The following is a 21,182-nucleotide window of genomic DNA, read 5'->3' as shown; positions in this document are numbered from 1 at the left end:
GTAAGGGCGCTTGATCTGGCGCGGTTCGCTTCTGGCGGGCCGCGCCTTTTTCATGCGGCGTGGCGCGGCTATTTTTCATTGGTGTTGTATGGAAGTCGGGTGAGGGGTGCCATTAGCGTGATGGTGAGGCGCGCGCAGTCCGCGCGATGCCCCTTGCGCTGGAGGCGCGTGAATGAGTGATCGCACCCGGGGAGTGGCCGTGGCAACCGTTGGGGAGGCCGGCCTATGATCGCTTCGCAGGCGTCTGGACGCGCCTTGGCCGGGGCTGGGCGGCCCGGCTCCGGGGGCGGGAGAGTGGCCCACCGTGTCGCACTGCGTGTGGTGTCGTTCGCCATCGCCCTTGCCGGTGCATGGGCCGGTTGGACACTGCTGTCCGCCCCCAGGCTGCAGGTGACTCCCGAGGCCGCGCACGTCTGGATGCTGGCGCTGGACGACCGCATCCGCAAGCGCGCGCAGGCAAGTTACGAAGGGCCGGAGGTGCTCCGCTTTCACCAGCGCGTCGCGGGGCCAGGCACCGCGGAGGGCGCGGGCCCCGGGGCTCACCGAATACAGCAGGTCCGTGGTGTGCTGCTGGAGCCGGCCGCGTTGCGCTACCAGCAGAAACTGCTGCAGGACATCGCAGCCCTGATCCTGGCGCTGGACGAATGCGGCGAGCTGCACTGCCGTGAGGTGGATGCGTATGTTGCGATGCTGGGGGCGGTGCGCGAGCACAGTACCGATGCGGTGTGGCGCAGCGCGGCCCAGCCAGACTGGGGCGGTCCGCATGGCCATGAGGTGTGCCACATCCAGGACGTGCATGCGTACCGCGATACGCTGTGGGACATCGTCGGCATCCATGCCGATCTTTCCAGCCGCTACTATCACCAGCACCGGGCAGTGGCCGTGCTGCAACTGCTGCAGCGCCGCCTGTTCTGATAGCCAAAGGGGTCCCGGTGCCCGTCTGCCTTTTGTGTATGCGTGGCAGGGCATGCGCCTCGAGAGGCGCGAAGGGTGAGCTATCGGCGGCTTGGCCGCGTCAGACTCATCAGGCAAGTGTCATATCGCGATCGCATTGGACCTCTTCGGTTCATCAGCGGATACCGGAACAACCAGACGGCCAGTACCAAGACGACACCGCCGGCGCCCCTTTTTACGGCGGGGATCAGATTTGCTGCGCCACGCTTTCCGTGGTCGGTTGGATAGCAACGAAGGTGGTACGTCAGCCGGCCAATTCTGCGTGGCACAGCGTTCCATCTCGAGTTCAACAAGGTTGATGTCCATCTTGCCCAGCACGAGCCCATAAACAGCGAGGAATGCGTCCGCATGTCCAGTGGCGCCATAGCCGGCCTCGTAGAGAACGGCATGGGTGAGCTGGTGGGCCACTGTCAGCTGGAACGGGTATGCTCCCCACTGGACGAACTCGCGTTCACAGGCTTGGCCGATGGTGATCCTGCGGGCCTGCATGTTGAAGGTTGCTTTCGCAGAAGCCAGGCCTGGCCGGTCGAACGCGAGCGTGGGCAGTTTTTCAGCCGGGAAGCCAAGGTGCGTGGCTAGTTGATCATACAACGCACGCATTTGCGGGCGATGAGTGCCTGCTGATGGTGCCGCGAGCGGCAATGGTGTGTTCATCCCTCTTCCTTGGGCTGCCACGGCTGGACGTGACAGACAGGTTAGCGGTGCCGAGCAACGCAAGCCAGCGCCAGGCGCGTCCTGCGCACGGCAGCATCCTGTTGAAGAGGGCACGCCGGTGATAAGCGCGTGGGAGGCGATAACCGTCGCCCAGCTGTAGGAAGTGCAGAAGAACCTGCAGGGCCAGATCGACACCCTGGAAGGCCGCGGCAGTGAGCCGGTGCGATGAACACCGCCGGCCTGAATACCTACAACCGCCGAGGAATCACTGCTCGCGCTGCAAGGCGAGGGCGGCGGCTTCGCCGACGTCAATCACTACAGCACCGCGCTGTGGGAGATCGTGGATATCCATGCCGAGATGACCGAGGCCTTTGAGCGCGAGCACCGTTTCGTGACCGTGCTTCAGTTGCTGCTCGGAGGCACGCCGTCCACGCCATCGGCCGGGGCCGGGCTGAGACTGGCCACCAGTGCCCAGACCTGCGCATCGGCGGGGTCGCCGTTGATGGCATGCGCTTTCAGGCAGCGCTGCAGTTCGCACAGGGTGGGCACGGTGTCCACGTCGCCCACCATCGAGGCCGCGCCCTGCATGCGGTGCGCCATGGCCAGCGCACCGCGCCAGTTCTGCACACGGATCGAAACCTCCAGCCCGGTCCGGTCGAGCTGCATCTGGTGATGGTAGATTTCCATCACGCTCACGCCTTGCTGTACGGGCACGACGGGCGCCTTCGCATCACGCACCGGTGCGCCGCTGGCGGCATCGAAGGCGACCCAGTCGATGGGCTTGCCAAGATAGACATCGACCCCGGCGCGGCGGTAGGCCGCGCGGTCCATCACGTCGGTGGCGGCGGAGACAGACAGCAGCCTTGCGGGCGGCCAATCGTGGCGGCGTTCGATCGCGCGGATCTCCTGGGCGATATCGCTGCCATCGGCGTCCATCAGGTCGCCATCCACGGTGATGATGCCGAACGGCCCCTCTTGATTCATGAGGCGGATCGCCGCGGCACCGGAGCTGGCGATGACCGTCTCGAACCCCAGCCCGCGCAGCCGGCGGACCATGATGTTGGCGATCGCGGGTTGATCCTCGATCACCAGTGCGCAGGCCACCTGGGGTGCAGAGGCCCGGAGAAGGGGCGAGGTCATCTCCGGCGCGGTATCGCCGAGTTGCCCGCGTAGCGTGGCCACGAAGGTCGCACCCGATCCTGGCCGGCTGGAGACGGTCACGTTCCCGCCGTGCGCGCGCGCGATACGTCGGCACAGGGAGAGTCCGATGCCGGCGCCGTGTTTGAGCTGGCCGGTGCGGGTGGCGCTGAAAGGCTCGAAGATGCGTGCCATGTCGTGGGCTGGAATCCCGGGGCCGACATCGGTCACGCGAAGCACGACCGTTCCGGTGTTACCGACGCCAGGCAAGAAGCAGAGCCCGATCGTCACCTCGCCGTGGTCACTGAACTTGATGGCGTTGGAGATCAGGTTGCTGGCGATATGGTGCAGGGCGCGCGCATCGCAACGCGCCTGCAGCGTAGCCTCACCGTCCATCTGCAGCACCAGGTGAAGCCCCTTGCAGCGGGCCAGCGGCCGCATCGCCGAGAGGCATTCGGCCACGATGCCGTGGGCGTTGTGCAGGAAAGCGGCATCGGCATGCTCGGGCGCATCACGGAACATGAACTCCAACGCGTTGGTCAGGGTGTGCTTCAGCGCATCGGCAGCCGACCGGGCCGATTGGAACAGCCGGTTGCGTTCGTCCGGGTCCGCCTCGGCCTCCAGCAGATCGATGGCTGAAATGACCGAGGCCGCGCCGTTGCGGACTTCATGATTGACCAGGGTCAGGATGCGCGCTGCACTGGCCTGGCGTGAGGCCAGTGAGCGCGCATTGCGCTGCGACTGGGCGACGGCCAGCAGGAACGCCAGCAGGAACAGGCCGAGTAGTGTGATAGGCACGCGGTAGTGGGACAGCACCGCCCGCAGTGTGGGTGGAGAGCGGTACAGCGTGTTCAACCAGCGCTCCAGGATGTCCTGGCGGGTATCCAACGGCAGCGACAGGAAGGTCTGGTGCGCCATGGCAATCTCGCCGGCGCGCTGCGGCAGCGAGGCCACCCGCATCTCCACCGGTGGGCCATCCGAAACCAGATGCACCTCCAGCCGCTCGCCGAAGCGCTTGCGCGCCAGCGGCGCCAGCACGGCATCCACACCGAGCGCGGCGTCGATGCCACCGCTGTCCACCGCCTCGAGCATCGCATCGACGCTGGGCAGGGGATACACGTCGATACCGGGGAAGTGCTCAGCCAGATAGCCGCGATACTCCCCATGGCCGATCACGCCCACGCGCATCCCGCTCATCGCCGACAGCGCGCGAAAGGCCGCTGTCGGGCGCGTGACCATGACCGTGGTGCCGCTGTAGAAGGACGGCGAGACCGCGGCGGTGTCGGGCAGCATCGTGGCGGTGGAGGGCAGGGAGAAGGCCATTCCGTCCACCTGCCCGTTGTGCAGCAGCAGGACTGCACGCTCGATGGAGGGCGCGGTGACCAGCTTCAGCGTGAGCCCGGACAGCGCCTCGACTGCCTCCAGATAGGCACCGGGCCCGCCTTGCGCGGCATCCCCGGCCAGGCCGTGCTGGCTGGCCATCTGCGGGCCGATGGCCAGGCTGAAGGGCGTGCGCTGTGCCGTCGGGGAGGACAGGACCAGCCAGAGCAGGCTGCCGGCGATAGCGAAGGTGGCCGTGAGCCATGCCACGCGCCACGGGCTTTGTCGCCGGCCGGTGGTGCGGAAAGGGGAGGAAGCACGCGGGTCCATGCACCAGTCATCCGACAAAAATATCCCCCACAGATACGCCGGCATCGCACGGCGGGGTATGCAACAAGTACGAAAGTTCCACCCAGCATGGCGTCTCCGCAGGCCGCGTCACAAAGCCATACCCGTCGCCTCCCGGCGTTCATATGAACCCGATTTTCATAGTGCTTGCATGGCGATGCGGTTCCCGATTCGTCATGGTGATCGAAGGACGGGGCTGGCGTCAGCGCCCAGAGGGAATGGACACTCCATGGCAACACGCATTGTGGTCATCAGTGACCACCCGCTCACTGTGTTTTCCCTTTGTTGCCTGCTCGGCAGCGTGCCGGCGTGCCGGGTGGTCGACGATGCCGGCAGCTGGTCGGCATTCCGCGAGCGGGTCGGGGAGGATGAGCCCGAGGTGGTGATCCTCGATCTGCCTGCCTGCATCCGTCAGGGTGCGGAGGCAGTGGAGATGATCGGTGCCGTGCGTGGGCAGACCAGCGCAGCGGTCATGGTGTTGACCGACAGCGCCCACGCCGACGGGTTGGCGAACCTGCTGGACGCCGGGGCATCGGCCATCGTGCAGCGCCGCGCGCCGCTGGCGGTTTATCTGGACGCAATGACATCCGTCATTGCCGGGCGCCGCTATGTGCATGACGGTTGGGCGGAACGCACCTTTGACCAGGACGCACCGCGGCAACCCCCTTTGTCGGCGTTGTCGCGATGCGAGCGGCAGGTATTGGCGCTGATCGCCAAGGGCAACTCGGTCAGCGAGATCGCCGGATGTCAGGCCAAAACCGTCAGCACGGTGAGTCGGCAGAAGCGCACGGGGATGCGTAAGTTAGGCGCTGCCAATGACAGAGAGCTTTTCGATTTACTGCGTGCGCATCCAACAGATCGCTGACTGAATGGAAACGGCGCCAGGCTGAACAATTGCAGTGACGCCGCTGTGTTTTGCAAGTTCTTGCATGTACCTGCCCGCAGGCCGCTGCCACTCTCGCCGCACTTCCGCTGACCTGGTCCCGCTTTGAGCGGGCAACACCCCGTGCCGATACGCATGAGCCCATCGCTTTCCCATCGCGCGCCGCATCGGCAGCGTCGGGGAGGCGCGCGTGTCAGCACACTGGCGGCGGCGCTGGCCGGCTGCTGGCATGGTCTGGCCATGGCCAGTGGCAATGGGGCACCGGTGGAGCTGGCATTCAATGCCGATTTCCTCATGGACGGCGCCAGCGATGCCGATCTGGAGCGCTTCCGCCACGGTAATCCGGTTGAAGCGGGCGAATACGATCTGGACGTCCACCTCAATGACAGCTTCCTCGGCCGTCACGGCATCATGTTCCATCCCGGCGCCGATCCTCTGCGTGCCGAGGCCTGCCTGCCGCGCACGCTGCTGGAAGACGGCGGCGTCAAAGCCGAGCACCTGCAGCAGGACGTGCGCGGTTGCGTGCCGCTGGTCGGCCGCGTTGAACACGCCCAGGCGCATTTCGATACCCACGCGCTGCGCTTGAACCTGAGCGTACCGCAGCAGGCGTTGGAGACCCAGGCGCGTGGCACGGTCAACCCGGGGCAGTGGGACCCTGGTGTCACCGTCGGCATGCTGGATTACGACTTCAACGCGCAGCGCAATGACAGCGGTGTGGCAGCGTACGCAGGCCTGTCCTTCGGCTTCAACCACGGGCCGTGGCGGCTGCGCCATCGGGGCACATGGCGGCGGCACGAGGGCGACAGCGGCTACCAGGCCGGGCATACGTATCTGCAGCGGGATGTGGTGCGCTGGCGCAGCCAGTTGCTGGTGGGGCAATCCATGACCACCGGCGAACTGTTCGACAGCATTGCCTTCACCGGGGCGCAGCTGTCCAGCGATGAGCAGATGCTGCCAGATGCCCTGCGCGGTTATGCGCCCCTGATCCGCGGCATGGCGCGCTCGGCGGCTACCGTCACCGTGCGCCAGAGTGGTTATGTGATCCATGAAATCCGGGTGGCGGCCGGGCCGTTCCTGATCGATGACCTGTACCCCTCCAATTACGGCGGCGATCTTGACGTGGTGGTCACCGAGGCCGATGGCAGCGAGCAGCGCTTCTCGGTGAACTTCGCCGCGGTGCCGCAGGCACTGCGGCAAGGTGCCTGGCGCTACAGCCTGGCGGGGGGGCGTCGACGCACCTCCGGTGAGCACGATGGGCTGTCCGACCCGGTGTTCTTCCAGGGCACCTGGGGCAGGGGCATGAACAACTGGCTCACCCTGCTCGCCGGTGCGCAGGCCACGCAGGGCTACCACGCCGCATTGGCTGGCGCGGCAATCAACACGTCCATTGGCGCGTTCGGCGCAGACCTGACGCACTCGCAGGTAACGCTCAACGGCCATGGCGTGCGCCGGGGCAACAGCGTGCGCGTCAACTACCAGCGGCACATGGCCAGTACCGGCACCAACATCGGCTTGGCCACCTATCGCTACAGCAGTGGCGACTTCGTCACCCTGGAAGAGGCGATGCAGTGGGGCGCCAAGCCGGGCGACGCGTCCGGCCAGGCCATCCTGCAGCGCGCCAAGCGCCGCATCCAGCTGGATTTCTCGCAGCAACTGGGCACGCGCTCGTCTGCCTTCGTGCGTGCCAGCCATGTCAGCTACTGGGGCGCAGCCCAGGCACAGACCGACTACCAGATCGGCCTGCAGAGCCGTTGGCGGCGTGTCAGCTGGAGCCTGAGTGCGATGCGCGTGCGCTCGAGCACCGGCCGCCGTGATGACCAGTTCCAGGCACAGTTCGAGGTGCCGCTGGGGGGCGCCGAGCGCCCGGCCTCGGTCAGCCTGTCGCTGGCGCAGCAGCAGGGAGGCACCAGCCAGTATGTCAATGTCAGTGGCCGGGCCCCCGGCTCGCTGCCGGTTGACTACGGCGCGGGCCTGTCGCGCTCGCCCGATGGCAGCAAGAGCGCCAATCTCAGCGCGCAGCTGCAGACACCGCTGGCGCGCGTCAGTGCCGGCTACATGTACAGCGAGCACGATCAGCGGATCACCGCCGGTGCATCCGGTGCGGTGGTATGGCATCCGGGCGGCCTCAATCTGGGGCCATCGCTGGGCAACACGTTCGGCATCGTCCGCGTGGACGGTGGCAAGGGGGCCCGCGTCGGCATCAACGGCGCCAAAGTGGGCCGCAACGGCTATGCCCTGTTGCCCGGCCTGAGCCCGTACCGCTGGAACGAGGTGACCATCGCCTCGGACGGCCTGTCACTGGACCTGACGCTGCTGCAGAACAGCCGCCGGGTGGCCCCCACGGCGGGCGCAGCGGTGGCGCTCTCGTTCGAAACGCAGCAGCGGCACGCCGCGTTCGCCTACGTGACCCACCCCGACGGCAGCGCGCTGACCCACTTCGGCAGCCAGGTATACGACAGCGAAGGCGCCGTGGTCGGCGTGGTGGGGCAGGGCGGCATTGTCCACCTGCATGCGCCGATCAACGGTTGGCTGACCGTGGGCACCGGCACCACGGTGCACTGTGCGATGCAGTTCAGCCAGGCCGAGGTGCGCAGGGAGCGCGGCCAGCGCTGGGCCGAATCGGTCTGCCAGGACAGCGCGACCACGGCCGGTGATGACCACCAGCCCCCTGCTGCACCAGCACCACCCGTAACACCCCTCATCGAGCAGGCCGCCTCCGCGGCTGATCTCACCGTTCCTCTTATTACTTCGACAGGATATCCATGACCACCACCTTCGCATACGCGGCCCGGGCGGGCACCGCGCTCATCGCCCTGGCGCTCACCGCCTTTCCGGCGGCTGCACAGAGTCGCGCCACCGCCAACTTCGCATTGACTGGCCAGATCGAGGCCGGCACCTGCGCCATTGGCGCAGTCAACCGCACCATGCCCACCGCCTCGGCCAGCGACTTTCCCAATGTCGCGGCCACCGCCGGCGGTGCGACACCCAGCTTTGATACGTTCAATCTTGCGCTGACCGGCTGCAGCGGCGTGACCGGTGCCACGATCACCTTTGGTGCGGCCGCCGATGCAGCTGATGGCCAGGCCGACGCGTTCAAGAACAAGGCAGCGACCAACCCGGCGCCGTATACCGGCCTGCTGTTGAAGGAGACCAACTGCGCCACCGGCGCAACCGTCACGCCGGGCAAGACCTTGAACCGCACTTTCGCCACCGCGACCCACAACGTGCCGTTGTGCGCGCAGTACTACAAGCTCGCGGGCGGGCTGGTCACCAAGGGCGCGATCAGTACGGCCTTCACTCTCACCGTGACGTTCCTCTGAGCCATGGCAAGTCTGCATCCGTTACTGCTGCTCGGCCTGGTGCTGCCCGGAGCCGCGCTGGCCCAGGCGGGGGGCACCGCCAGCTTCGCCATGGGCGGGCAGATCGAGGCCGGTACGTGCGCGGTGGGCTCTGTGGCCAGGACGTTGCCTGAGGTGACGGCCAACGTCTTTCCGCAGAGCGCAGAGGGAACCGCTGGTGTCCCATCCAGCTACACGGCGTTCGCACTTTCTCTTACCCGCTGTGCGGGTGTGCTGGGCGCGGAATTCGTGATGGGCACCCCTGCCGATGGCGAGCCAACGCATAGCAATCTGTTCCGGAACAAGGCGGCGGATGCAGCGCCGTTTGCCGCCATCTGGCTGAAGGCGGGCACCTGCGCGTCCTCAAGCACGATCACGCCCGGCGCGCCGTTCTCCCGTGATTTCTCCACGCCGGAGTACGAGCTGTTGCTGTGTGCGCAGTATGCCAAGTACCGCGGCGGCCTGGTGACCCAGGGCGGCATCAGCACCGATTTCACCGTGACGATTACCTACCGATGAGGGTCATGATGCGCATAGTGTGCTTCCTGCCGTTGCTGATGCTGGTGAGCGTGCTGCCTGCGCGTGCGCAGAGCACCGGCACATCCAACGTCGCGCTTACGGGCCGGATCCAGCCGGGCACCTGCACGGTGGCGGCGGTCAATGAACGCTTTCCAACCGTCATGGCGAACACGTTCAACAACAATCCCGCAAGCGAGAACAGCAATTCCGCCAGCTGGCTACCGTTCAATCTCACATTGACCGGTTGTGCAGGAGTGACCGGCGCAACGCTGGTGTTCGGGACAGCCGCAGATGCAGAGCCATCCCGCGCGTCGATGTTCCGGAACAAGGCTACGGCGGATGCCGCACCGTACGCGGCTATCTGGCTGCGGCCCACCACCGATTGCGCCACTGGCGGAACCATCGCGCCCGCCAGTACGCGCAACGAAACCATCAGTGGGTCGACCCACGAGGTGCCGCTGTGCGCGCTGTACGTCAAGCTTGCCGGCGGCGTGGTCACGCGGGGTGCGATCAGCACCCGCTTCACCGTCACGATCACCTACCAATGAGGGCGCGCATGACCCTCGCCAAGGCGCTGGTCACCGTGCTGCTCGCGGCGCCGCTGCCGGCGGCGGCACAGGAGATTTCGAGGGCGCGCATCGATCTCAACGGCACGCTCCTGGCCGGTACGTGCACCGCGACGGCCGTGTCGAAGAACATGCCCGCCGTGGGCGTGAATGCTTTCCCGCAGACCGCCGCCGGCAAGGGGGGGGCCGCGGCCAGCTATACCGATTTCACGATCAATCTGACGGCCTGCTCGTCCGTCACCGGCGCGACGTTCGTCTTCGGCACCGATGCGGACCGTCACGCCACCGAGCGCGACAGCTTCCGCAATAAAGGCGCTGGTGGATCGCCCTACATCGCCATCTGGTTGCGCGGCAGCTGCAGCGCGGGGCCGACCTATCAGCCTGCGCAAGCCGTCACGAAGACCTTCACCACAGCAACCTATTCGTTTCCGCTGTGCGCTCAGTACTACAAGTCCGCTGGTGGCCTGGTCACGCAGGGCCCGGCCAGCACCAGCTTCATCGTCACGATCACCTATCAATGAGACCGGGATGAACCTTCTCAACTGCCTTCCGCTACTGGCCCTGTGCGCCTGCCCGTTGGCCGCGGCGCAGAGCACCGTGCGCGTTGATCTCAATGGGAGCATCCAGGCAGGTACCTGCACGGCGGCTGCGGTGAGCAAGACCATTCCCGCAGTGGGTGCCAATGTCTTCCCCCAGGTAGCAGGAAACACCGGCGCCGCCGCTGCCAGCTACACCAATTTCGAGATCGCCTTGACCGGTTGCTCGGGTGTTACCGGGGCGACGTTCCAGATGGGGGCGGTGGCCGATGCCAGCACCCAGGCCAATGTGTTCCGGAACAAGGCCACCAATGGCGCGCCGTTCACCGGCTACTGGATCAAGGAGGGTACCGGCCGCTGCGCCAGCGGCACCACCGTTGCCCCGGGCGCGGCCATCACCAGGAACTTCACGGGTGCCACGTACCAGCTCTATCTGTGCGCCCAGTACGTGAAGATCGCCGGCGGCCTGGTGTCGATGGGCCCGCTGTCCACCAATTTCACCGTCACCATCACTTACCGCTGAGGCCTTCCATCATGCGATTTCCTGCCTGCATTGCGATCATGGCGTCCGGGCTCCTGCTGGCTCCCGTGCACGCACAGAACGTCAGCCTGACCGGGACCGTTCGCCCGGGTACCTGCACCCTCAACAATCCGACCCACACCATGCCCGCGGTGAGTGCCGACAAGTTTCCGGCCACGGCCGGCGGTGGGGTGGCGGACAGCTACACGCCGTTCTCGCTGGCGCTGACGGCCTGCAGCGGCGTCAAAGGTGCGCGCCTCACCTTCGGCGCCGCCGCCGATGCAGCACCTGCACCGAATGCCACGATCTTCCGCAACAAACTGACCACCGGCGCTGCTCCCAATACCGGCATCTGGCTGCAGCAGGGCGCGTGCTCGGCCACCGGTACCACCGTGGCGCCGGGCAGCACGCTCACCCGCACCTTCACCGGTACCCATACCGAAGCGTTGTGCGCGCAGTACACCAAGGTCGGCACGGGTGAGGTCACTGCGGGTGACATCAGCAGCACCTTCACCGTGACTGTCGATTACCAATGAGTCGCACGCGCGCCAGCGCAGCACCGCAGCGCGGCAGTGCGATCGCGCTGTGCGTGATCCTCCTGCCGTGGCCTGCGTTTGCCGACGGTGTGGTCGATCTGGCCGGCAGCGTGCGTCCCGGCACGTGTGAGGTACACACCGAGGACCAGGCCAAACGGGTGGACCTGCCCAGGGTGCAGTTGCACGTGATCGGGGCGGCCACCGGGGTGGTGGCCGCCACGGCACTGGACTGGGAGTTCCGCCTGGTCAATTGCCGCGGCGTGCGCCGGGTCGCGCTGGTGTTTGCCGGCCCCCCGCATGCCGCCGGTCAGCCGCAATACGCCAACCACGGTACTGCCACCGGCGTGAGTCTGCACCTGGTGGAGCAGGGCTCGGAGGCCGTGATGCCGGCCGCCGGCCACCACGCCAGCCTGGCGGTGGCCAGCGGCGCGGCGACATATCAGGGCCGCAGCTACTTCTATCGGCACAACGGCAGCCCCCTCCAGCACGGCAGCTTCAAAAGCGCCGCCACGGTCGTGGTGACCTACGACTGAAACCTACGCGCCGATCTGTCGCTTGAGCAGGCCGGACCACTGCATATCCCTCAAGCCCACTTCAAAGGAATTTCCCATGAAACGACCCATGACCGCCCTGCTGTGCGCCGCCCTGCTGCTGCCCGCGCTGGCCTCGGCCAACACCATCGATTTCGACGGCGAGCTGGTGGCCAGTACCTGCACCGTCACGGCGGCGGCGAAGGTGGACGTCAAGTTCGGCAAGCTGGATGTATCGGCGCTGTCGGCCGCCGGCAATGAGACCGGCCGCGCCTCGATGCCGATCACGCTCACCTGCCCGGGCGCGGCGCCCACCGGCACGGTGGCGGTGCGCTTTGAGAGCCCCACGCTTGGGGACAACGCCACCGGCAACCTGCGCCTGACTGCCGCCAGCACCGCCAAGAATGTGCAGATCGGTATCGACAACGCCGCCGGCACCCGCCAGATCATCAATGGCCTGCCGACCGCCGATTCGTTCGTGCCGATCACCACCGGTGCGGTGAAGCTGGACTACACCGCGGTCTACGTTGCCGTTGGCGGCGCGGCCGGTGCGGGCACCGCCAAATCCAATGCCACCTTCACGGTTGCCTATCCCTGATCCCACGCAGCCCGGGGCCGCAGCTGCGGCTCCGGCGAGGCGGGCGCCCGGCCAGGCCGGGCCTGACTGGAGTTTCCTCATGCATCGCTTTTCTTTCCGCCCGCTGTTGGCCGCTGCCTTGATGGCCGGCGCATCCATGGCCATCGTTCCCCACGCCCATGCCGGCGTGGTGATTGTCGGCACCCGCATCATCTTTGATGCCAACGATAAGGACCGCACCATCCAGCTCAACAACCAGGACGATGCGCCCGCCATGGTGCAGGCCTGGATCGATGCGGGTGACGCCGACGCCAAGGCCAGCGAGATCCGGGTACCGTTCGTGCTGACCCCGCCGCTGGCGCGCATAGAACCGCGGCAGGGCCAGTCGCTGCGGCTGCTGCATACGCCGCAGGCGATGCCGGAGCTGCCGACGGACCGTGAGTCGGTGTTCTATTTCAACGTGCTGGAGATTCCCCCGCGCCGCGAGGCCGCGCCGGATGAGAATCTGCTGCAGCTGGCCGTGCGCAGCCGCATCAAACTGTTCTATCGCCCCGTGGGCCTGGAGGGCAAGCCGCGCGAGGCGGCCGCCAACCTGCGGTGGAGCAGAGGGCGCGATGCCGATGGTGAGTACCTTGAGGCGCACAACCCCAGCCGCTATCACGTCTCGCTTGCGACGGCCTCGGTGGGCGGTGCCAGCGTGACCGAGCCGGGCATGATTGCGCCGGGCAGTTCGCTGCGCATGGCGCTGGACAAGGCGCCGGGCGCAGGGCAGGCCGTGCAGTTCGACTGGATCGACGATTTTGGTGGGCACCTGAGCGCGTCGGCGGCGCTGGCGCAGTGAGCAGGTGGGCCGCGGCAGGCCTGCGATGGCGCAGCTGGCTGGCCGCCAGTGTGCTGCTGGTGCTGAGCGCGCCAGCGTGGGCGGATTGCAATGCGAGCAACCCCGGGGTAAGAGCGCTCGCCGCGCCCACCAACGTGCCTTTACCGGCGATTGGCCAGACGGTATCGACCAGCAACGGCACCAGTTTTACGTTCTCAGGGTGCTCCAAGGGGATCCGTATTCACCTCACGATGTCGGCCGGGTCCACGGATGCGGCCACCCTGGCCCATTACAATACATACAGTGCCAATGTGTTCGGCGTGCGGGTTCGGGTGAACGGCGTCCTCAGGCCTCTGGGCACCACAGACATCATGAGCGCACCCTCGTCAGGGACCTATTCGGTGGCATTCGAGGTCATCCGGCGTAATGGCACCACGGTTACTCACGACAATCGAGCGCCCAACATCTCGGTGTGGATCTGCGAAGTCAATGCGTATTCCGGTTGCCCCAGCGTTGACGCCAGCACGTTCCGGACCGACTTTACCTTCGGCATGCTGCCGGGGTTCTGCCGCCTGGCCAATCATGCTCCGCCTTTGGCGGACGTGCGCGCGACGGACCTGGGGGCAGTGAACAGTACGGTCACTGCCAATGCGGGGTTCATCATGCCGCTGACCTGCACGGGGGCGGTCACCATGACCACCAATGTGCGGTTTACCCTGCGCGATGCCCACACCACGGGAAGCACGAGCAACCTGCTGGCGGCGATCCCGGGCAGCACCACCAGCAAAGGGCTGCAGCTTCAGCTGTTGCGCAAGAATGCCTCGGGCACTTACGTGGTGCAGAACATGGGATCGAGCTGGACGCAGGCCAAGACGGCCGCCAACGTAACCGCGCCGTTGGATTTTGCCGTGCGTTACATCCGCACGGGCGCATTGACCCCGGGCACGATCGCCAGCGCGGTGACGCTGACGATGGACTATCCGTAGTGGGGGGCGTGATGTGACCTGACAGCGAGTAGACCTATCCGAGCCATGACGCCGCCGCAACGCACTCGCATCATCCTCACGATGATTCCACGCGCTGCTGCTTACCCGCCTCCTAAGCTGGAGCTCCCATCAAGACGCTTCCCCCACCCATGACCACAGCACTGCAGGATCTCGACGCACTTGAACCCATCGATATCGATGGACTCAAGGCACAGGGCGTGCCGCCGGTCGCCCAGTACCTGGTGGACCAGGAAAAGTTCGTGTTGCTCGGCGGCAAGCGCGGCATCTATCGCCTGGCCGGGACTGAGACCGTCTGCTACTTCACCAGCCTGGATCAGATCCGGCTGCATCTGCTGGGGCAATCCTTGACCCGATTGACCGTGGAGCTCGCCTAGGCGGCGCCTCAGATTCCGCCGTGGCGCGGCAACGGCGCAGGCACGTTCAACTGGCCGCCCGCGGCGACATAGGCCGCCAGCGCTTCGCCCTGGCTGAGCAGATGCCGGTTCATCCTCTGCTCGGCGGCTTCGGCATCGCGGTTGCGGATGCATTCCATCAGTGCGCGATGCTCGGCCAGTGACTGGGCCATGCGGCCCGGGGTCAGCAGTTGCCGGCCGCGGTGCATCTTGAGGATGCGATGCAGATCGTGCGTCACCCGGATCAACCACGGGTTGCCCGCGTGGTTCTGCAGGCTTTCATGGATCAGGTAATTGTTGCGGTAGTACTCGGCAAGATCGCCCGCGGCGGCGGCGACCTCCATCGCGTCATGCAGGGCCTGCAGCTGCGCCACGCCGTCCGCATCGATACGCTTGACCGCTTCATGCACGCAACGGCCTTCCAGCATCGCCATCACCGGAAACAGCTGGTTGAGGTCTTCCAGGGTGAGCCGGGTGACGCGGCTGCCGCGGCCGGCATCGAGCTGGACCAGCCCTTCGGCGGCCAGCAGTTTCAGGCTCTCGCGCAACGGGGTACGGCTGATGCCCAGTTCCTCGGCGAGCATCGGCTCATCGATCCATTCACCCGGCGGCAGTTCGTAGTCGTAGATCTTCTGGCGCAGCTGCTCGGCGACCTCTTCATAGAGCGGCACGCGTTTCTTCGACAGACGGGGACCAGGAGCCAGGGGCATGGCAGGAGTTCTTGTGCAGGTGTGCAGCATTCTAACGGGTCAGGGCGGGCCTGCCGGAGCAGGCCCGCCATGGGGTCACATCCAGCCCGGTACCACGAACAGCAGCCACGCCAGCAGCGGGCCGAAGGCGACGACCAGCCCGCTGTAGACCAGGAAGCGGCGGAACAGCGCTTCGCGCTCTTCCTTCGCGGCCGAGGCCACCACCAACGCGCCGTTGGTGGAGAACGGGCTCACGTCCACTACGGTGGAGGAGATCGCCAAGGCGCAGATCACCCCCGCAGCGCTCAGATGCCCCTGCATCAGGAACGGCACGGCCAGGGGAATCGTGGCGCCCAGCACCGCCGCCGAGGACGCGAACGCCGACACGATGCCGCCGACATAGCAGACCAGCAGCGCACCCAGCAGGGGGATGCCGATCGCCCCCACGCCATGCCCGATGTAATCCACCGCGCCGGCCTGCTGCAGCACGGCCACGTAGGTGACCACGCCGCTGATCAGCAGCACGGTCGACCAGCTGATGCCATCCACCGCGCCCTTCTGTGAGTTCGGCGAGAGCAGGGCCAGCACCACCGCGACGGTGATCGAGACCAGGCCGACGTTGAGGTTGTAGACCAGTGCGGCGATGCCCAGGCCCAGCAGGCCGATCAGGGTGAACACGCGCTCACGGTTGATGCGCACGTCATCCAGCGCGTCCGGATCATTGGAGAGCGTGCCACCACCGGCCGAGACCAGGGCACCGTGACCTTCGATCGCAAACTGGCGTGAGGAGGCCTGGCTGCCGGCGACCAGCGGTTCGGTCGCCGTCGGTGCGCGACGCATCAGCGCCAGCCCGCCAAAGGCGAAGAAGCAGATGATGCCCATCAGCAGGTTGAAGCCCAGGCTGGTCAGGAACACGGCCATTTCCGTGACTTCCAGGCCGGCCTTCTGCACCACCTGGTTGGTGATGCCGCCATACACGCTGATCGGCGAGAAGCCACCGGCCTGCGCGCCATGGATCACCAGCAGGCCCATCATCAGCGGGTTGATCTTGTACTGCTTGGCAAAGCGCAGCGCGACCGGACCGATGATCGCCACCGCGGCCGGGCCGAGCGCGCCGAAGGCGGTCAGCACCGCGGTGACCACGAACATCACCCACGGGATGGCCACGATGTGCCCGCGCACGGCCTTGACTGCCCAATGCACAAGCAGATCGATGGTGCCGTTCTTCTGTGCGATGGCGAACAGGTAGGTGATGCCGACCAGGGTCAGGAACAGGTCGCCCGGGAAGCCGGCCAACACCTCCTTGCCCTCCATCCCGACGAACAGGCCGCCGATGATGAAGGCCAGCGCGAAGGCCACCGCACCCATGTTGATGGGCAGCGCGGTGGCCACGATGAACATGATCACCAAGCCGATGATCGTTGCGATTTGCGGACTCATGCGCCCTCCCGAGACACTTGATACGCGTGCAGCATGATGGCGACCCGCCATCCGGGGTTACGTGGTGCTGCGGTTACCGGCAGACCTTCATGCGCGCGCGCATGCACCGTCCACCCACTCCAGAACGCCCTCCAGCGTCTGGAAATCCTCCACGGAACGCGCCTCGAGCTGCGGATGCAGCTCGCGTGCACGACGGCTCAACGCCGCGCCCGGGCCCAGTTCCAGAAATACGCGCCCACCGCGCTCGACCGCCTGCTGCAGCACGGTCTGCCACTGCACGGACTGGGCGATCTGCGCCGACAAGGTGCTCACGACACGCCCAACATCGCTGACCAGGCGGCCGTCGATGCCGGCCAGCAGGCGCAGATGGGGGGCGTGCAGTGGCAGTGCGCGCAACGGCTTCTCAAAGCCCTGCGCCGCTGCGGCCAGCAACGGGGTATGCGCGGGCACATCCACTGGCAGCGGGACGGTGCGGGCACCGTGGGCAGCCACGTCGGCGGCGACGGCCTCCAGCGCAGGCCGCAGGCCGCCAACGACCACGTGGTCGGGCCCGTTGACGATGGCCAGGAACACCCCGTGCGCCGCGCACAGATGTGCGATGTGAGCCTCGTCCAGCCCGATCACCGCCAGCAAGCCGGCATCGACCGGCGCTGCAGCGTCCATCAACCGGGCGCGCTCACGCGACAGCGCCAGACAGGTGGCCGTGTCGAAGCTGCCCGCCACCGCGTGCGCGGCCAGCTCGCCAGCGCTGTAGCCGGCGACGGCGGTGATGGCCGGCAGCTGCGTCTGCAACGCCGCCCAATGTGCCAGCGCCGCGGCGCAGACCAGCGGCTGGGCCACTGCGTTGTGGAAGCGCGACGCATCGGCCGCCATCTGTGCGACGGGTGCGCCGAGCAGCGTGCTGGCCAGATCGAGCACCGGCTGCGCCTGCGCATTCGCGCGCACCCGCTTGAACATATCCGGATGCTGGCCGCCTTGACCGGGGCAGAGCAGGACCAGGCTCATGCGCGCTCCTGCAGGTGCAGGAACCACGCGCAGGCCAGCAGATCGGCGCTGCCGCCCGGGCTGAGTCGACGCGCTTCGAACGCGTCGCACACCGCCCCGAGCCGTGCCCGCCAGCCGGCCTCGAGTGCGCCGCCCTCGGCAAGGAAGCGACGTGCCTGCTGCTGTGCAAAAGCCAGCCCGCGTTCGCCGCCGCGATGCAGGAGGTTGAGATCGGTAGTGACCGCGACGAGCGACATCAGTGTCTGCACCATCGCGGCCTGCCGGTCATCGGTGGCGCGCAGGGTGGCCTGCAGGGTGGGCAGGGCCACCTCGCGCAGCAGCGGGAATCCCTGCGCCGCCTGTTCGCGCACGCCGGGCACGCCATGCCGCTGGCGGGCGCGCTGGCCAGGGCTGGTGCTGTTCAACGGCGCGGCGAGCAGCGCGGACGCCCAGTGCCCGCGCACCGCATGACAGACCGCAGTGCCTTGGGGCGCAGCATGCTCGACATGACGCAGACGTGCGGACGCGGCGACCAGCAGGCCGAGACTGAAGATCGCGCCGCGATGGGTGTTGATGCCACCCGTCGCCCGCAGCATTGAGGCTTCCGCCTCGATGCCGAGCATGCGCAGATCATCGAACGGCACGTTGCGCGCACCGGCGGCGGCGACCGCCACGAAATAGCCACGCAGCGCGAACAGGCTGCGCAGGAAGGTGGCCGCGTCCATGTCATCGTGGCTGCCGCGGCTCCACGGTGTGACCAACCCGGGTTTGGGGGCGCAGGCCAGTTCGGCATGCAGGCTGGTGATCGCCATCCGGGCCAGCCGATGCGCAGCCGCCGTGGGGGAGGGCGGTGGCAACGGGGCGGGGTGCGGCACGGCGTTCATGCGGCCACCGGCTGCGTGAGCAGGGCATCGCGTGTGGACAACCAGCAGGCGTCATCCGATTTGACGAGGAGGCGGGCGGCACCGCCGGCGTACTCGCGCCAGCTTACGCATCGCCCGCCGGGGAAACGCAGCTCGCCATCGATGCGCAGGCCGTGCTCGCGTTCCCAGCGGCGCATGCGTTCGGTGAGCGCCGCGGCGTGCGTGTGCTCGGTGATCTGCCACAGCAGGTCCAGATCGGAGCCGGCGTGCAGATACGGCAGGCCGGTCAGGCTTTGCCAGGCGAAGCTGCCGAACACGCGGGGCGGTGGGGTGGGCTCGGGCAGGTCGGCCAGCAAGGGAGGCAGCGCATCGCGCCAGGGGGCGGCCAGTGCTTCGGCGACCTCGGGCAGCAACGGCGGCGGCGCGGTGCGCTGCACGTGGGTGCGTTCGATCCGCAGCGACAGCCGCTGGCGCCGCTCGGCCAAGGGCAACGGCACACCCAGCCGCAGCTGATCGCCATCAGTGACCGGATCGCGTCGCGCCACGACGAAGGGCAAGCGTGCTTCGGCCCACGCCCGCAGGCGCGCATCCGCGCCCGGGGTCAGCACCTGCCACGGTGCCTGCGGAGCAAGCCAGACCAGGTCGTGGCGGCGCATGGTTCAGGCCTCCCCTGCGGCCACGGCAGCGGCGACATCGCGTGCCAACCGGCGGCCACCGCGCTCGGCGCCCCGTTCGCGGCGTTGATCGCCGATGACCTGCGCCTGCAGCGCATCCACCAGCGCCTGCGCGAGGTCGCCCTCCCAGATGGCCTCCACGGCGCCCATGCTGACGTAGTTCTCCACCCCCGGCGCGAACACCGGCGAGCTTTGGCTCAGTGCCTGCAGTTTTTCCAGCGGTTGTTTGGTGACGCGGGCCATCGCGCGCAGATCCATCACCCGCACCTGCGCTTCGGGCAGGGCGAAGATGCGATCAGCCATCAGCCCGAACGACAGGAAGCCGCCGCTCACGGACTCGCCATACACCAGGCTGACCAGTGGCGCGCCGCGGCGGCGGGCCAGATCCAACGTGCGCGCCAGGTGCGCGAAGTAACTGTTGATGCCGAGCATTTCATCGCGGCGCGCCAGGCGCTGACCGGCGGTGTCCACCAGCATCACGATCGGCCGCTGCGGATATGCGCGGGTGCTGGCCAGCACGGTGGCGGCCAGCGCCAGTGCGTGATCGACGCCCACCTCCAGCTTGTTGGCGGTGCCGATCACAGTGACCTCGCCGGCGGCGGTGGTGGCGGTGCCGCCCAGCACATCGTCCTTGCGGGTGACCGCGTGGCCTAGCGGGAACAGGGCATCGAGCAGGGAAGTCAGTTCCATGGCAGGCTCCGGTCCTTGACGGCGTCAAGGAAGTCAGCGGTCTCCAGCAGCGGCAGCTGCTCGGCATCGGCAATGCCCTGCAGACGCCAGACCTCCAGGCCATCGCGGCAGCCGCCATAGGTGGTGATTCGCGCAGCAAGCCGGGCGTGCGCCTGATCAATCGCGTCCAGCGGATCCTGCGGCTCGACGTGTGCGGCTATCAGCGCCGTTGCGGCATCACCGAATGCCTCGATGCTGTCGGGCACCAGCTGCACGGCGTCGCCGATCAGGTAGCGGTGTTTACCCCCGGTCACGCGCCAGACCAGGGCGCGGTCGCGCGAGTCGAACTCCTCCACGCCGCGCACGGTCTCGATCACTTCCGGGCCGGACAGCGAGAGACGACCCTCTTCGGACATCACTACCGCCGTGCAGCAGCGGGCGACGATACCCATGCCACCGAACGCACCGTTGCCGCTGCCGATCAGCGCGAACACCGGAATCCCGGCGGCGCGCGTGGCCAGCACCGCACGCATGATTTCGGAAATGGCGATCAGGCCGGCGTTGGCCTCATGCAGGCGCACGCCACCACTGTCGAGCAGCAGCAGCACCGCCTCTGGACGCACCGCAACGGCACGCTCCAGCAGGCCGGTGAGCTTGGCGCCGTGCACTTCGCCCACGCCGCCGCCCATGAATTGGCCCTGCTGCGCGGCGATCAGCACGCTGCGACCGTCCAAACTGCCCGTGCCGACCACGATGCCGTCATCGAACGCGCCCGGCTGATCCAGCTGGGCCAGGTGCGGGCTGATGATGCGGCGGGCCGGGCCGACGAACTCGCTGAAGCTGCCGGCATCGAGCAGGCCGTGGATACGCTCGCGGGCATCGGCCTCGTAAAAGCTGTGACTGCTCACGCGGCGTCTCCTTCCTGCAGAGTTTCCAGCGCCTGCTGCAACCGCAGGCTGACCACCGCCGGGGTCGCACCGGCATCGTTGATCGACAACCGCACATTGCGCAGCGGGTGGCGGGCGGCAAAATCGGCCAGCACGGCCTGCCAGATGGTGTCGAAGCCGGTGGCCGAGGTGATCACCTCGATCTCCATTGCGCCGTCCAGTGGGGTGGGTTCGATCAGCACTTCCAGATTGCCCGAGGCGACCACGCCGACCAGCGCGTGGTGATCGCGCTCGGTGAGATCGTGCTGCCCGGGGAAGCGATAACGCAGGGTTTCCATG

24 protein-coding genes are annotated in these 21,182 nt (G+C 67.2%); 14 read left to right on the top strand and 10 right to left on the bottom strand.

Annotated features, from left to right (window positions below; all coding sequences use genetic code 11):
• Window positions 1-294: 294 nt before the first annotated feature.
• The gene (locus BCL79_RS01930) at window positions 295-915 is read left to right on the top strand and encodes a hypothetical protein (RefSeq protein ID WP_121036922.1); all 621 of its coding nucleotides are present in this window, start codon (window positions 295-297) and stop codon (window positions 913-915) included.
• Window positions 916-1,035: 120 nt separating this feature from the next.
• Here the strand turns inward: BCL79_RS01930 and BCL79_RS20030 are convergent, their stop codons facing one another.
• Window positions 1,036-1,608, bottom strand: a complete 573-nt coding sequence (locus tag BCL79_RS20030) for a hypothetical protein (RefSeq protein WP_147433831.1) — start codon at window positions 1,606-1,608, stop codon at window positions 1,036-1,038.
• A gap of 402 nt (window positions 1,609-2,010) precedes the next feature.
• Complete coding sequence (locus BCL79_RS01920; protein ID WP_183073635.1) at window positions 2,011-4,395, bottom strand: ATP-binding protein; 2,385 nt, start codon at window positions 4,393-4,395, stop codon at window positions 2,011-2,013.
• 247 nt (window positions 4,396-4,642) lie between these two features.
• On the opposite strand from BCL79_RS01920, the gene BCL79_RS20210 reads away from it, so the two are divergent.
• The 13 genes from BCL79_RS20210 to BCL79_RS01855 all read left to right on the top strand — a co-directional run bounded on the left by BCL79_RS20210 (window position 4,643) and on the right by BCL79_RS01855 (window position 14,619).
• Window positions 4,643-5,278 (top strand): LuxR C-terminal-related transcriptional regulator, encoded by a 636-nt coding sequence (locus BCL79_RS20210; RefSeq protein ID WP_183073634.1) that lies wholly within the window; start codon window positions 4,643-4,645, stop codon window positions 5,276-5,278.
• Between the two features lie 153 nt (window positions 5,279-5,431).
• Window positions 5,432-8,062, top strand: coding sequence for a fimbria/pilus outer membrane usher protein (locus tag BCL79_RS01910; RefSeq protein WP_121036919.1), 2,631 nt, complete (start codon window positions 5,432-5,434; stop codon window positions 8,060-8,062).
• Complete coding sequence (locus BCL79_RS01905; RefSeq protein WP_121036918.1) at window positions 8,059-8,616, top strand: fimbrial protein; 558 nt, start codon at window positions 8,059-8,061, stop codon at window positions 8,614-8,616. The genes BCL79_RS01910 and BCL79_RS01905 overlap by 4 nt, the downstream gene beginning before the upstream one ends.
• 3 nt (window positions 8,617-8,619) lie before the next feature.
• A complete protein-coding gene (locus tag BCL79_RS01900; protein WP_121036917.1) occupies window positions 8,620-9,153 on the top strand; it encodes a hypothetical protein in 534 nt (177 codons plus the stop codon).
• 5 nt (window positions 9,154-9,158) lie between these two features.
• Complete coding sequence (locus tag BCL79_RS01895; RefSeq protein WP_183073633.1) at window positions 9,159-9,701, top strand: fimbrial protein; 543 nt, start codon at window positions 9,159-9,161, stop codon at window positions 9,699-9,701.
• An 8-nt stretch (window positions 9,702-9,709) separates the two neighbouring features.
• Window positions 9,710-10,240 carry a fimbrial protein gene (locus BCL79_RS01890; RefSeq protein ID WP_183073632.1) on the top strand — a complete coding sequence of 177 codons (531 nt, stop codon included), beginning with the start codon at window positions 9,710-9,712 and terminating at the stop codon, window positions 10,238-10,240.
• A 7-nt stretch (window positions 10,241-10,247) separates the two neighbouring features.
• Window positions 10,248-10,778 carry a hypothetical protein gene (locus BCL79_RS01885; protein WP_121036914.1) on the top strand — a complete coding sequence of 177 codons (531 nt, stop codon included), beginning with the start codon at window positions 10,248-10,250 and terminating at the stop codon, window positions 10,776-10,778.
• 38 nt (window positions 10,779-10,816) lie between these two features.
• Entirely contained in the window at window positions 10,817-11,311 is a 495-nt protein-coding gene (locus BCL79_RS01880; RefSeq protein ID WP_183073631.1) for a fimbrial protein, read from the top strand.
• Window positions 11,308-11,844 carry a fimbrial protein gene (locus BCL79_RS01875; RefSeq protein ID WP_121036912.1) on the top strand — a complete coding sequence of 179 codons (537 nt, stop codon included), beginning with the start codon at window positions 11,308-11,310 and terminating at the stop codon, window positions 11,842-11,844. Before BCL79_RS01880 ends, BCL79_RS01875 begins: the two co-directional genes overlap by 4 nt.
• 76 nt (window positions 11,845-11,920) lie before the next feature.
• Complete coding sequence (locus BCL79_RS01870) at window positions 11,921-12,439, top strand: fimbrial protein (RefSeq protein ID WP_121036911.1); 519 nt, start codon at window positions 11,921-11,923, stop codon at window positions 12,437-12,439.
• A gap of 79 nt (window positions 12,440-12,518) precedes the next feature.
• A complete protein-coding gene (locus tag BCL79_RS01865) occupies window positions 12,519-13,259 on the top strand; it encodes a fimbrial biogenesis chaperone (protein WP_183073630.1) in 741 nt (246 codons plus the stop codon).
• Window positions 13,260-13,309: 50 nt separating this feature from the next.
• The gene (locus tag BCL79_RS20025) at window positions 13,310-14,224 is read left to right on the top strand and encodes a fimbrial protein (protein ID WP_147433829.1); all 915 of its coding nucleotides are present in this window, start codon (window positions 13,310-13,312) and stop codon (window positions 14,222-14,224) included.
• 149 nt (window positions 14,225-14,373) lie between these two features.
• Window positions 14,374-14,619 (top strand): hypothetical protein, encoded by a 246-nt coding sequence (locus tag BCL79_RS01855; protein WP_121036908.1) that lies wholly within the window; start codon window positions 14,374-14,376, stop codon window positions 14,617-14,619.
• Between the two features lie 8 nt (window positions 14,620-14,627).
• Here the strand turns inward: BCL79_RS01855 and BCL79_RS01850 are convergent, their stop codons facing one another.
• From BCL79_RS01850 to mdcC, 8 genes are all read right to left on the bottom strand, one after another.
• Window positions 14,628-15,347, bottom strand: a complete 720-nt coding sequence (locus tag BCL79_RS01850; RefSeq protein ID WP_121036907.1) for a GntR family transcriptional regulator — start codon at window positions 15,345-15,347, stop codon at window positions 14,628-14,630.
• A 75-nt stretch (window positions 15,348-15,422) separates the two neighbouring features.
• The gene (locus BCL79_RS01845; protein ID WP_019184589.1) at window positions 15,423-16,766 is read right to left on the bottom strand and encodes an SLC13 family permease; all 1,344 of its coding nucleotides are present in this window, start codon (window positions 16,764-16,766) and stop codon (window positions 15,423-15,425) included.
• Between the two features lie 87 nt (window positions 16,767-16,853).
• A complete protein-coding gene (gene mdcH, locus BCL79_RS01840) occupies window positions 16,854-17,771 on the bottom strand; it encodes a malonate decarboxylase subunit epsilon (RefSeq protein ID WP_121036906.1) in 918 nt (305 codons plus the stop codon).
• Entirely contained in the window at window positions 17,768-18,634 is an 867-nt protein-coding gene (gene mdcB, locus BCL79_RS01835; RefSeq protein ID WP_121036905.1) for a triphosphoribosyl-dephospho-CoA synthase MdcB, read from the bottom strand. The genes mdcH and mdcB overlap by 4 nt, the downstream gene beginning before the upstream one ends.
• Window positions 18,631-19,269, bottom strand: a complete 639-nt coding sequence (mdcG, locus tag BCL79_RS01830; RefSeq protein ID WP_121036904.1) for a malonate decarboxylase holo-[acyl-carrier-protein] synthase — start codon at window positions 19,267-19,269, stop codon at window positions 18,631-18,633. The genes mdcB and mdcG overlap by 4 nt, the downstream gene beginning before the upstream one ends.
• A 3-nt stretch (window positions 19,270-19,272) precedes the next feature.
• Window positions 19,273-19,977 carry a biotin-independent malonate decarboxylase subunit gamma gene (mdcE, locus tag BCL79_RS01825; protein ID WP_121036903.1) on the bottom strand — a complete coding sequence of 235 codons (705 nt, stop codon included), beginning with the start codon at window positions 19,975-19,977 and terminating at the stop codon, window positions 19,273-19,275.
• Entirely contained in the window at window positions 19,968-20,864 is an 897-nt protein-coding gene (locus BCL79_RS01820; RefSeq protein WP_121036902.1) for a biotin-independent malonate decarboxylase subunit beta, read from the bottom strand. Before BCL79_RS01820 ends, mdcE begins: the two co-directional genes overlap by 10 nt.
• On the bottom strand, window positions 20,861-21,181 hold the full coding sequence (mdcC, locus tag BCL79_RS01815) for a malonate decarboxylase acyl carrier protein (protein WP_121036901.1): 321 nt from the start codon (window positions 21,179-21,181) through the stop codon (window positions 20,861-20,863). Before mdcC ends, BCL79_RS01820 begins: the two co-directional genes overlap by 4 nt.
• Window position 21,182 lies beyond the last annotated feature (1 nt).

It is taken from the genome of Stenotrophomonas rhizophila (assembly GCF_003651185.1).
Taxonomy (GTDB): domain Bacteria; phylum Pseudomonadota; class Gammaproteobacteria; order Xanthomonadales; family Xanthomonadaceae; genus Stenotrophomonas; species Stenotrophomonas maltophilia_Z.
The sequence above is the reverse complement of the archived record's forward strand: the minus strand, read 5'-3'. Positions and strand labels throughout refer to the sequence as shown.